This window comes from Pedobacter steynii (assembly GCF_900103665.1).
GTDB classification, from domain to species: domain Bacteria; phylum Bacteroidota; class Bacteroidia; order Sphingobacteriales; family Sphingobacteriaceae; genus Pedobacter; species Pedobacter steynii.
On sequence record NZ_FNGY01000002.1, the window covers coordinates 71,954 to 84,600 of the forward strand.

The following is a 12,647-nucleotide window of genomic DNA, read 5'->3' on the forward strand; positions in this document are numbered from 1 at the left end:
GCAAATGTACAGGATAATCCTTTTAAAGTCCAACTTATTCCCCCTGTCATTTTGCTTCCTTTGTGCCCTAAATTAATTGATATGACAGAGCTTAACCCCACAATACCTTATCCCGCCCGCTGGCAGGCCTTAGCGGTATTGTTAATGGGCGCCTTTTTATCCCCATTGGATTTCTTTATCGTAAATGTAGCCTTACCGGCGATGCAACTGGATTTACAGGCCAACAGCGCTGAGCTTCAGTTCATCGTTACAGGCTATGGTGCTGCTTATGCGGTCTTTGTCGTAACCGGTGGGCGTCTGGGAGATATATATGGCAGGAAGCGCATTTTTATGACTGGAATGAGTCTCTTTACCCTGACTTCAGTTGCTTGTGCAATGGCAGCAAATGCGGAAGTGCTGATTGCTGCACGGATCTTACAGGGCCTGGCAGCGGCAATGCTGGCACCACAAGTGCTTTCCTCTATCAGGGTAATCTTTCCGGCAATAGAACAACCAAAAGCGATGGGTTTGTTTGGGGCTACCTTCGGCCTGGCTGCTATCGCCGGACAGCTTTGTGGCGGAATGCTGTTGGAATGGCAACCCTTTGGACTAAGCTGGGAAACTGTTTTTCTGATCAATGTTCCAATCGGCCTTATTGCCATTGTGCTGGCCTTTCTCGTTATTCCGGAAAACCGGCCGGAGAAAAGACCTAAGCTTGATATACCCGGTGTGGTCCTTATTTCTATTACCTTGTTCCTGTTTATCTATCCGCTAATTAAAGGGAGGGAAGCCGGATGGCCGCTCTGGGTATTCATCTGCATGGCGATGTCCCTGCCTTTTGCATTATGGTTTATACGGATTGAACAACGCATTACTGCCCGGGGCGGGGACCCTTTAATCTATTTAAAGTTGTTTGAGGATAAGAAATTTGTGATAGGACTGGCAGTTATTTTTCTTTTTAACAATACCGCGTCCTTTTTTATGATCTATCCCGTTTATTTACAAAGTGGCTTTCACTGGACGGTATTGTCTGCAGGGCTGGCAGTATTACCTTATGCAGCAGGATTCTTTATAGGCCCCATGCTCAGTGCGGTATTGGCAAAGAAATATAAGGACCATGTACTGATCATCGGATTGTCCTTACTGAGCATCGGATTTATCTTGTCGGCAGGTGTCTTGTGGTATCATCCGCTACCGGGAGAATTTTTATACGGCGCTTTGTTATGTGCTGGTATAGGCCATGGTATTGTGATGCCGGTTGTGGTGAGGCTGGTTCTGGCAGATACACCTCTTGCCACGGCTGGCCTGGCTGCAGGCATTGTCAGTACGGCTATCCAGCTGGGCAGTGCCTTGGGAGCTGCAGTAATCGGAACATTATTCTTTAGCATCCTTCCGCTTGTTGGCGGTTATACAAATGCTTTTATCATCGCGCTCCTTGTGCTGGGATCGCTTGAATTGGCCGCATTGTACTATGGTTTAAAATTGAAACGATCATTGAAAACCAATAAAACGAGCAAAAAAACATAAACCATCATGATCTTACAGATCACATAACGAAATGATTATTAAGATCATGATAGCTTCATAACCATAAAAAAAACAATATATACTGATGAAAAACAATAAATATTAAATCATATGAATTTAAACGAATTAGCCAGCCATGAAATTGTTCATTTCATTGAGCAGATTGGGAAATGGTTTCGGGGAGAAATGAGTCCCAACGAAAAAGAAGAGATGCTGGCATTGAATAGTTTTCATGCAGACTTTAGGATGATCAGCCCTACGGGAGCCTGCATGAGCCGTGCTGATCTGGGGAATTGGTTACCATCTGTTTATGCTGGAAAACCAGGGATTGTATTGGAGTTGAGGGATATTAACCTGCGTTTTGAACAGGAAGGAGCCATATTGATGGAGTATGTAGAGACACAAAAAGGAGGCGGCGTAGACAATACGCGGATTTCAACGGCTTTGTTTGTGCAGGATGAAAATGGACAACCGCAATGGAGGAACCTGCATGAAACCTTTATGCCATAAAATCTACTTCCATAAAACAGGAAAAACCACAGGTTAACCAAAAAACTGCGCCCGGAATTTAGAGAATTCCGGGCGTAGTCTATGAAAGAAATATTTTAGATAGAAGGCTTAGGGTTTTGGATAAACCTTGCCATTTTTGATCACTCCAAAGATGTCTTTGGTCGCCGAGATATTTTCCAGCGGGTTGCTGTTCAGGATGAGTATATCGGCCCTTTTACCTTCTGTAATTTGTCCTCTGTCGGAAAGCCCGGTTGCTTCAGCTCCGATCATGGTAGCTGCATGGATCACCTCCTGAGTGCTGAATCCACATTTACTCACCATCAATGCCATTTCCTCATGGATATTAGGGAGCGCAGTACCATCAGGAATCATCCAGTCTGTTCCTATGGATACTTTTACGCCAGCCTCATGCATTTTTTTGGTAATGTAAAAGGCATTGACATCATATCCTTTATTTAAGGAGGATAAATAAATCGTGGCATCCAAAATCGCGTTGTTCTTTTTCATCAATGCCATTAAAGGAGCCAATTGAGGGAAATCCATTTTTAACGCGGAATATCCATTGTGGTCATTGACCATTTTTCCGTTCTTTCCTACCTGCTCCCATGGTACATCATGGGCATGGGAGATGACTTTTACCCCCGCGGCAACTGCTTCCGAAGGAATTGCAGGCATTACCGTAGCATGCGACCAGACCTGCATCTTTTGCAAAGTAGCTTCCGTCGCCAGCTTTTTTACCATCGCTCCGGAGATATCCGAATAAATCTTTATTCCCGTTGCACCGCTTCCTTTGGCCATGGCAATAATATCATGGGCATTGTCCTGCTCATGAACCGTTTGTCGCCAGCCAATAGATTGATTTTCAAGGCCGAGTATTTCGCGGTCTCCAACCATTTTCATGTAGTTGGGGCCAGCCAGAAAAGCAACATAAAAGATATCTGGAGAAGGAATCTGATCCAGATTTGCCGAACGCTGATAGGTCGCCATTAAACGCCCGTCGCCCCCCATATCTCTTACGGTGGTAATGCCACCCATTAATACGCGCTCCAGGTCATGGTGCGTTTTTTTATTCAGTTCTTCGATCGGACCTTCTGTCATTGTAGCCAGGTGGACATGCGTATCAATTAACCCGGGCAAAATAAATTTCCCGTTCAGGTCCATTATTGTTGCTGCTTCATATCCTGTTTTCAGCGGCTGGCCTTTCGGAAGGACTGCTGTAATCAAGCCGTCTTCGAGATATACATCTGCAAGGGTTGCCGGCGACTGGAGTGTCCCATTGATTACCGTACCATTTTTTAAAATTGTCTTTACCGTTTTCTTAGGGCCTGCCTGTTGTCTTTTCTGCGCAAAAATACTCAGGGATAAAACACAGAGCACTAAGATCATTTTCAGTTTATTCATTCGTTATTTGTTCAAATTGTGATTCAGTAATTCTTCCAGTTCTTTCTCGGAGATGTTCTGTGCGATGACTTTTCCGGTTTTATCCAGAAGGAATACAGTGGGTAAGCTAACTACACTATATTTCTGAGCTACTGCCGAATCTTTTATTCCACTGAGTTCCGAGACCTGAATCCAGGGAAGTCCATCTTTTTTTACGGCATTTTCCCAAAGATTTCTTTTGTCGTCCATAGAAAGGGAAACCATTTCAAAGCCCTTGTTTTTATAGTGTTCATAGATGGGTTTTATCTTTTGATTTGCCGCGCGACAAGGAGTACACCAGGAGGCCCAAAAATCCAGGACCACATATTTTCCTTTTAACGCGGATAGGGTAAAGGATTTTCCTGCCAGCGTGGTACCGCTGAAATCCGGAGCTTGCTGCCCAACAAGTGAAGCTGCAGCTTTCTGCTCAAGTAATCTTAGTAATTTTTTGTACTCTGGAGCATAGCTGAGTTCCGGAGAAAACAGCGATTTCATTTCCCGAAGTTCTTTCAGGTTCATCACCTCAAATTGCGGGCGCATGATGTTCAATACGGCCAATGAAGAGGGATATTTGCGAATGTATTTATACTTAATGTCCATTTCTTTAGCATTCAATACAGTCAGTTCCTCATTTTCTTTAAGGCGATCTTCCTTTGGCAGTTTTTCATAACGTCCGCCAATCTCTCTCATTTGTGCGGATAGGGATGCTGTTTCCGTCTCGTAGGCCGCTTTAATTCCCATTTCCTTTCCACCATGAATCTCCTCCTTATTTTTCCAATCGCTTTGCATCAGTAGCTGAAAGTTTTCATTTTCCAGAAACAGGTTTAAAGACCTGCGCATTTTCCTGATCTGTACAGCAGCAGAAACGGGATGCTGCAGCACACCCCTGAAATTAAATACGCCGTTATTTACTGTGCTGCTATCGATCAGCTCGCGGCCTTTCTCTGTAAATTTATAGAGGTAAGCCATAGTCGGCTGATCAAAATCGGCAATTCTCCCATTAATGGTATAACCCGTTTGCGCGGATACCTCATTTTTTGCCATGAGCAGACTCAGTCCTGCCAGTAGGGTTGTGCTAAAGATATTCTTCATGGTTTATCTTGGATTACGTTCGATATTCGGATTCAGTAACAATACTTTAGGTGGAATCTGTTGTACGAAAATGTTGGAACCTGCGGTCAGCTGATAAGTTCCTCCGGTATTTGCCCTGGTATAATTCCGTTTAAAGCGACTGTCATTGTCCAGTCGTCTCATGTCAAACCAGCGAAGTCCTTTACCAAAAAGTTCCCTTCTGCGTTCATCGACAACGAGCTTTAGTGCGTCATCAGCACTGGAAGCAGTCAGGTCTGCATAATCAGCAGGTTTAAACCTTTTCTTTCTTAAATTATTGAGTAAGGTCAAGGCGGGGTCAATCTGACCTCCCCGGGCTTCAGCTTCTGCGGAGATGAGCATCATTTCCGGAACACCAATATTAAAAGAGAGATCTATATTGAGGTATAAAGGATAAGGTTCTGTTGTTGGCTTGCCGTTGATTTCCAGGTTGGTAAAGTTAAATACGTAGCGTAGATCTTTGGTTCCCAGTATATTTAAGAAATCAGGAGAGATGGATGATAATCTCAGAATATTTGCGAGGCTGGTCGCTTTATAGGAAATCATTTCCGGATGCAGATAAGCAATAGCCAGGTTGTTAATTCCACCATAAGGTTTCAAAGGATCCTTAAAGCTGAGGGTATTGAAATCCAGTAGGGTATTCTTTTTCTGTAAGGCAAGGTTAGCATATTGTTTTGCCTCCGTATAGTTATCCATGCTCTGATATACCCTTGCCAGAAGTGCCAGGGCTGCGGTTTTATTGTTTCGGTAAACGTTCCGGGCAACATCCGGAAGCTGGTCTTTTGCCAGCAGCAGATCTTTAAGGATCAAATCGTAGACCGCAGCAACAGTAGCTCGTTTCGGCATGGCCTCCAGGTCAGGGACCGTAAGTAAAGGCACGCCCAGATCAGTACCCGCACTGGATGCTTCATAATCTTTAGCATAGATGTTGATCAGGCTCCAATAAGCATAAGCGCGGTTAAAATGGGCGTCGCCAAGTACTTCATTGCGTTGGGTTTCTGTTCCATCTGCCAGCTTTTCTACATCCTGAAGGATGATGTTCGCATTGTAAATATTGTTGTACATCGGGTCCCAGCCACTGTCTGTTTCCGTTTCTATATACAACTCAGATTGCCATTTATAAGCTTTGGTGGTACTGGAGGTCAGGGCTGCAAGTATTCTCGCATCACTAAAGTAGGTGTTGTCTGATAACCTTTCTAAAACGGCATAACTGTTAGTAGAGAAGGAGGGATTGGCGGCCAGCTCTTCATAATCTTTGAGGTATTTGGGAATGAATTTTCCTTTAGGCGTAACGTCCAGAAACTTCTTGCAGCTGGCAAAGCTTAATGCGAGCAAAATCAGGAAGCTATATTTTTTCAAGTTTGAAGTGTTCATCTTGTTGTTGATTTAATGATGTTAAAGACCGATGTTAAGACCGATGGTGGTTACGACAGGTTCTGGTAAAGCATAAGTATAACCTCCTGAACTCCCTATTCTCACCGCTTCAGGATCGATACCGTATTTGTTCGCTTTGAAGAGGTAAAGGTTGTTCATCTGTGCAACGATCCTAACGCTCTTAAAAGGTGTTCCCTTCAGGTGTCTGGGATTTAGACGGTAACCGAACTGTACTTCCCGCAACCTGACAAATGAAGCGTCAATAATGCTGTTGCTGGATAGGGTAGCTACCCTGGTGTAATCATCGCTCAGGTTCTCAAATCCCGGAATGGCAGGGATCTCTGTGAATTGTTCATCTCCTGCTTTGCGCCATCTGTTGGCAATCTGGTCGTTATAGCTGCCGCTCCAATCATATCCATACATGTTTGGCATCTCCCTGCGGGTCACATGACCATAATTAAAGGCCAGAAAAATCATGGCTTCAAATCCTTTATAGCTAAAGGTATTGGTCCAGCCTCCACTTACTTTTGGCCTGTAGGTGCCACTATATTCAAGGGAGCCTATATTTGGAACATATATTTTGTTACCGTTTGCATCATAAGTCTGTGGTCTGCCGGTATTGTCAAGGCCTGCCCATTTGTAACTCCATACCGATTCCCGCTCATAACCTTTGAGGTAGATATCCCTTCCACTGGTTCTGCTAATGGAGGCACTGCTCTCTATGAGTCTGTTCTCGGTGATTTCGTTTTTATTATAGGCCATGTTAAATGAGCTGGTCCAGTTAAAGTTCCTGCCGGTAAATACACCTGCTTTTAAGTTCAGTTCTATTCCGCGGTTAACCATACTGGCCGCATTGATGGTGGCAGTGGTCAGACCAACAGTAGGATCGAGGTCCTGGCTTCCCAGAAGGTCATAACTGAATTTCCGGTAATAATCTAAGGAAAGCGAGAAGCGGTTGTTTAATACACCGATATCCGCACCCAGGTTAAAGGTCTTGGAACGTTCCCATCGTAATTTTGGATTGGGAGGAGTTTCCAGGCGGGCTACATAGTCATTGGCAATCGTATTAAAGAACCGTCTGGCAACAAGAAAAGTAGTAGTCGAATTGAGCCTGTCAAAGTTCCCCGTTAAACCGTAACTTCCGCGTAAGCTGAGGTTAGAAATCGCTGGTACATTTCTATGGAAGAAATGCTCATTGCTAATATTCCAGCTTGCACCAACAGACCATAGTGGTGTCTTTTTAAATTTTGGATCTGCACCAAATAAGTTGGAATGATCCGTTCTGTAGCTTCCACTCAGCGTGTAGCGGTCATCATAAGTATACGTAAGCGTGGAGTAATAGGAATACTCCCGGGTGTCTCTGAATTCAAATCCTTCATAGCTGGCAGGATCATACGTATTCCGATCACCGTTCCACCAGATGATGCCCTGGGCAGCCAGTAATTTGGCATCAATATTTTGACCGGTTAACAGCTCATCGTTATAACCAAGACGACGGTTTTTGTTGGCCTGGTTCACCGATTTGCGCAAGTCAAATCCAGCGATGACGTTGACATAGTGTTTCTCTTTAAAGGTATTGGTATAGTTGAACTGATTACGGAACGCATAATTGTTGTAAGCTGCATTTCTGAAATCTAAAACGTCTCCCTTAGGGATATTGAAAACGAGCTTGCCACCCGTTTCTGTAGAGGTAAGGCGGTTGACTAAGCTGCGCACGTCATATCCCTTTTCCGACAAGAGGTTCCTGCTGTCGCTGGTGGTCTTTTCGTAAATGAAATCGTTGGACATGGTTAGTCCTTTAATGATTTTCCAGTCGGCACCAACCCTTGTTTTTAATCCCCATCCGGATGCACTATTCTTTGCCTGGCGGTTTTCTTCCAACAGGTTGAAGCCATTGTCGAGATAACCGGATGCCTTAAGTCTGTCGTTTTCTATCTTATTAAAACCGCTGTAGTCATAAACGTAATTGCCCTGCTCATCCAATAACATCTGGTAGGGCATCAGCGACCTGATTTTACCTTCCAGACCGGAATAACCGCTCTTTGCAGAAAGATAATTGGCCGAAATGTCTGTACGCAAATCAAGGAAAGAAGCCAGATTATAGGTGTTTCTGGAATTTATGGTCAACGCATCGGAAGCAGTCCCAACAGTTCCTCCCTGTTCGTTTTTATAATTTCCTGATAAAAAATATTGCATCTTATCTGATCCTCCGGCAAAAGAAAGGAAGTGACTCTGACTCAGGCTGGGGCGTAAGAGGAGGTTGTCAATTTGATCTTTATTGGATAAGCCGGCCAGGGCTGCAAGCCTTTTGTCCCGTTCTTCCAGAGTAATTCCCCCAGGTCGGTTATAGTCATTGAAAATTCCAATAGAAGGAGAGTAACCGGCGTCTGAACCATCGAAAATCTGAGCTTCGATATAGCCTTTGTCGTACTGGTCTTTCTGATAGTCGATTAAAGTGGCGGCATCTGCGCGATGTAATTTGTCGTAATCCGGTTGGTTCATCATGCGGGCATTGCCGGAATAATTGATTTGCATCTTACCCACTTTACCTTTTTTTGTAGTGATGACAATCACGCCGTTGGCAGCCTGTGATCCCCATACTGCCGATGCGGCGGCATCTTTAAGCACGGATACATTCTCTATTTCATTGATGTCAGGAAATATGGTGCTCACAAATCCATCGATCACGATCAGGGGCTGTGTTCCTGCACGCAAAGAACTTCCTCCGCGGATGCGCAGGTCATTCAATCCATTGCCTCCCTTATAAACGCTCAGTCCGGGAACAAGGCCTTCCAGCATGCCCTCAATAGTTCTGTTGTTTCTGGCTTCAAGTTCTTTTTTATCAACGATGACGTATGATCCCGGCGCATTTTTGCGGGATAAAGTCTGGTATCCGGTAACCAATACCTCGGTTAAAAAAGAAACATCTTCCTGCATCGTGATGTTCAGGTTGTTGATGCCTCTTACATTGACATCCTGTTTCTTACAACCCAGGTAATTAAAGGTTAGGATGTCATCTTCATTGGCCCTGATGATGAATCGCCCGTTTGCGTCTGTTGTGGCGCTGGTTTTAGCCTGGAATGCCCGGATCACAACCTGGGATAAAGGAATTCCATCCTTGTCTTTTACCAGACCTGTAATCGTTTTAACAGATGCCTGAGCCTGAAAGCTGGTCTTTTGTAAGGGCTTAATCACAATGTGATCTTCCTGAAGCTCCCAGGCATACTTTCCGCCAAGTACAATGGACATGAGCTCTTCTAAGGAGGCGTCGGAAACATTGACATCTACTTTTCTGGTAGGGTCAAAAAGATCATTATTATAAAAGAAGCCCAGCTCCTGATGCTGCAGCTTCATGAGTTTGAATACTTCGAGTACCGTGATGCGTTTGGCAGAGATACTGAACCTCATTCCCTGTGCATAGGCACTGGCAGGAGAGATACAGATAAAGGTAAGGTAGAATAAAAAAATAAACCTAAAAATGGTTAAAAAACGGCGGACAGGCCTTTTTCTGGTAAAGGTTTGGTTCATAGCTTGGTGGTTAGGTGGTTTAGGTATTGAAATTTTGTGATGTTATTAAGGCTTTGTGATATAGAGTATCGTGTTTTTGAATTCGAATCTCACCGGTGTGGAGGTGCTGATTAATTTAAGTATGCTGGCCAGAGATTTGTTCTTTTGGATAGTTCCGGTAAAATGTAATTTCCTGGCAGCCTCGTTTGTGAAGACTATTTTAATACGGTACCAGCGACTGATCTGCTGACAGATTTCCTCTAAAGGCATGTTGTCGAAAACAAATATGCCATCTTTCCAGGCATAATCCTCATAAGCAAGCCTTTCTTTGTCTAAAGCTGGTAAGAGGTTGATCTTTTTATTGCTGATCCTGATTTTGGAACCTGCAACCATACGCTGTTTATTTCCCTGCTTGTCGGTCACATTGACAATCCCTTCAACGAGAGCAGTTTCTGTATAATCACTTCCTTTATAGGCGATGACGTTGAACGCGGTACCTACTGCTTCTACGTCCATATGGTCTGTCTTCACAATAAAAGGATGCTTTTTATCTTTGGCGACCTTAAAATAAGCCTCTCCTACAAGCTTTACTTCCCGGATAGGGGAATTGTTGAAATCAACACGGTAGGTAAGTTCCGAGCCTGAATTTACCCAGGCATGGCTTTTATCGGGAAGGATGATCTCATATTGCGCGCCTTCGGGCACGATTAATTTATGATAGCCCTGCTGACCAGCGCCGGCATTGTACACTAAAACATTTCCTTTGTTTCTTGCAACCAGTGTATTTTGACTCCCTGAAATGTTTAAAGGTGTTTCGTCCTGCAGTTTTATGTGTTCGCCATTGGGAAGGATCAGCTCGGCATGGTGACTGCCTGGTTTGATTGCAGCCAGGGTCAGTTCCGGCCGAACACCTGATCCGGAGTAAATATTGCGGTATACGAGCAGGCCGGCAGTCGAAATGAGGATCATGACGGCTGCGTATTTTAACCAGTTGGGCAACAAGGAAGTTTTAAAAGGATATACGTGGGAATCGGTAATCCTTTGCGATACTTTTTTCCATGCCTGATCTGCATCAGGTGCTTTCGTCTGTTCCTGTTTAATGAGGCTGCGGAAGCTGAGCAGGTCATCGTGTTCCTGTCTGTTCCCGGGATCCAGGTTTAACCAGTCTGACAATTCCTTTTGCTCCTGCACAGTAAGTGGATCAGCAGTGATACTCCTGATCATTAAATCCTGTATTTTTGCCTTTTCTTCCGGGTTCATATCCTTCATATATTAAACATGACAACTCAGCCCGAAAAAAGGGTGATGCCAGATTTAATTTTTTTTAAAATAAAAATTAAAGAAGATAAATGAGGACAGTAAGGTCCTTTAAGCGGGGTCTGAGGATAGAAAAAGCCTTGGTCATTTGGGATTTAACCGTATTTATGGAAATGTCTAACGCTGCTGCGGCCTCTTTATAACTCTTGTCTTCCAATACACACAGGATCAGTACTTTTCTGCACTGTGGAGGGAGCTGATCTATGGCTTCCATAATCCGTTCCCTGGTTTCTGTCGCAACGAAAGTGTCGTCGTCGGTTGATGCTTCTGTATGCGCGGCATCCTGGGTATTCGCGTAATTCTGCCTGATGTGCTTTGCTTTTAGGTAGTTCAGTGCAGCGTTCTTAACGGAACGGTATAAATAATGTTCCTGCTGAATTTCCAGTTTTTCATCTTGAATGGCTGACCAGCATTTGACAAAAACATCCTGAACCACATCCTCTGCAACTTCCATATCTTTGGTAACGATATTGGCATAATAGCAAAGTGTTTTATAGTGGTCACGGAAAAGTTGCTCAAACTGCTCGTACATAATGGCCAGGCCTAGTAAGTTGGGTCATATTAATTTACGCAAAAAATTCCGCTATACGGGGTATATCGGAATCCTTCTTTGAAAAACCGATCAGTGGAGATCTATCTTTTAAAGACACCATAGCAGGGTTTATACCTGCGCAAATGATGTTTATTTAATACTTTTTTAAGAAAATAAAGGTAAAATTATAATTGCTTTAAATACTATTTTGAAGATGATATCTTTCCGATTAAATCTTCCAATACCTTTTCCAGGGCTTTTCCTCTCAAATTTTTAGCAATTATTTTCCCCTGTGGGTCAATCAGGAAGTTCGAAGGGATGCTTTTGATCGAGTACAGTTTTCCGGCATTGTCTTTTTCTGAATTCGGTGCAATCACCTGAGTCCAGGTTAAGCCGTCTTTCTCTGCATCTACGGACACACCTAAGATGCTGAAATTTTTATCCTTAAACTGCGCATAGGCTTTAACCAGATTGGGGTTTTCGGCCCTGCAGGGGCGGCACCAGGATGCCCAGAAATCAATGAGTACATATTTCCCTCTGAAAGAGGAAAGTTTTACCGGTTGGTTGTTGCTGTTGTTCTGAGTAAAGTCGGGAGCAATTGCGCCAATCATGATGGTACGCGCAGCAGCGATGTTCTGACTTAAAAGTTTTCCGTATTTGCTGTTTTTTTGTGCGACAGACAGCAGGTCAAATAATGGGGCTACCTGTAACGGATCAATGTCTCTGCCTGCAATCTCGTAGAGCGAAACAAGACTGAAATAAGAATCCGGGTTTTGTTTGATGTACTTTCTTTGTAAGTTTTCTTTCTCTGTGTTGACAAGAGCCCTTTTTTCTTCCAGTGCAGTTTTAAAGACAGGGTCTTTTCTTTCTGCTGCTGATGCTTTTTGATAACTAAAGTCGAGTGCATTCATGGCGGCATCGGGTTTGGCCATAAATTGTTCATAACGGACCATGTCCAGATTGATCGGAGAACCTTTGAGCCCTGCAGTTTTGATCGAATCTTTGATCACTATCGTCAGGTTTTCATCGTTAAGGAAGATCCTTCTTTCATCAGAATTTTCTTTTTGTGCCGGAGCTGAAGTGTTTTTAGCTTTGAAGGTCAGCAGTGCTGGTTGTAGCTCCGTCACCTGTCCGGAGAATTCAAACTTCCCTGCGGTAACTGATACGCTGTCTATATTGTTCCTGCCTTCCTTCTGATACATCAGGTAGACGATTCCTGTGGTTCCGGAGTCTTTAAAGCTACCCTTGATGTGAAATGGAGTTTGCCCCCATGCCCATACAGGAATGCTGCTCAATGCAATGAGTATTAGTTTTTTCATATTGTTCGCTGTTTGTTAACATGACAACTCAATCGGAAAAAAGGGTGACGCCG

General features: G+C 43.8%; 9 protein-coding genes. 2 read left to right on the top strand and 7 right to left on the bottom strand.

The window, feature by feature from the left end; genetic code table 11:
- Positions 1-81: 81 nt before the first annotated feature.
- Together BLQ87_RS04665 and BLQ87_RS04670 are read left to right on the top strand one after the other, a co-directional pair.
- Complete coding sequence (locus BLQ87_RS04665) at positions 82-1,506, top strand: MFS transporter (protein WP_074605006.1); 1,425 nt, start codon at positions 82-84, stop codon at positions 1,504-1,506.
- Between the two features lie 111 nt (positions 1,507-1,617).
- Positions 1,618-2,016, top strand: coding sequence for a hypothetical protein (locus tag BLQ87_RS04670; RefSeq protein ID WP_074605007.1), 399 nt, complete (start codon positions 1,618-1,620; stop codon positions 2,014-2,016).
- A gap of 108 nt (positions 2,017-2,124) precedes the next feature.
- On the opposite strand, the gene BLQ87_RS04675 is transcribed toward BLQ87_RS04670, so the two are convergent.
- The 7 genes from BLQ87_RS04675 to BLQ87_RS04705 form a co-directional block, all read right to left on the bottom strand.
- Positions 2,125-3,417, bottom strand: coding sequence for an amidohydrolase family protein (locus tag BLQ87_RS04675; RefSeq protein WP_074605008.1), 1,293 nt, complete (start codon positions 3,415-3,417; stop codon positions 2,125-2,127).
- A gap of 3 nt (positions 3,418-3,420) precedes the next feature.
- Positions 3,421-4,527 carry a TlpA disulfide reductase family protein gene (locus BLQ87_RS04680; RefSeq protein ID WP_083361685.1) on the bottom strand — a complete coding sequence of 369 codons (1,107 nt, stop codon included), beginning with the start codon at positions 4,525-4,527 and terminating at the stop codon, positions 3,421-3,423.
- A gap of 3 nt (positions 4,528-4,530) precedes the next feature.
- The gene (locus BLQ87_RS04685; RefSeq protein WP_074605010.1) at positions 4,531-5,919 is read right to left on the bottom strand and encodes a RagB/SusD family nutrient uptake outer membrane protein; all 1,389 of its coding nucleotides are present in this window, start codon (positions 5,917-5,919) and stop codon (positions 4,531-4,533) included.
- 21 nt (positions 5,920-5,940) lie between these two features.
- The gene (locus tag BLQ87_RS04690) at positions 5,941-9,447 is read right to left on the bottom strand and encodes a SusC/RagA family TonB-linked outer membrane protein (RefSeq protein WP_074605011.1); all 3,507 of its coding nucleotides are present in this window, start codon (positions 9,445-9,447) and stop codon (positions 5,941-5,943) included.
- 45 nt (positions 9,448-9,492) lie between these two features.
- The gene (locus BLQ87_RS04695) at positions 9,493-10,695 is read right to left on the bottom strand and encodes a FecR family protein (RefSeq protein WP_074605012.1); all 1,203 of its coding nucleotides are present in this window, start codon (positions 10,693-10,695) and stop codon (positions 9,493-9,495) included.
- 67 nt (positions 10,696-10,762) lie between these two features.
- Positions 10,763-11,275, bottom strand: a complete 513-nt coding sequence (locus BLQ87_RS04700; RefSeq protein ID WP_074605013.1) for an RNA polymerase sigma-70 factor — start codon at positions 11,273-11,275, stop codon at positions 10,763-10,765.
- Positions 11,276-11,478: 203 nt separating this feature from the next.
- Entirely contained in the window at positions 11,479-12,594 is a 1,116-nt protein-coding gene (locus tag BLQ87_RS04705) for a TlpA disulfide reductase family protein (RefSeq protein ID WP_074605014.1), read from the bottom strand.
- Between the last annotated feature and the right edge of the window lie 53 nt (positions 12,595-12,647).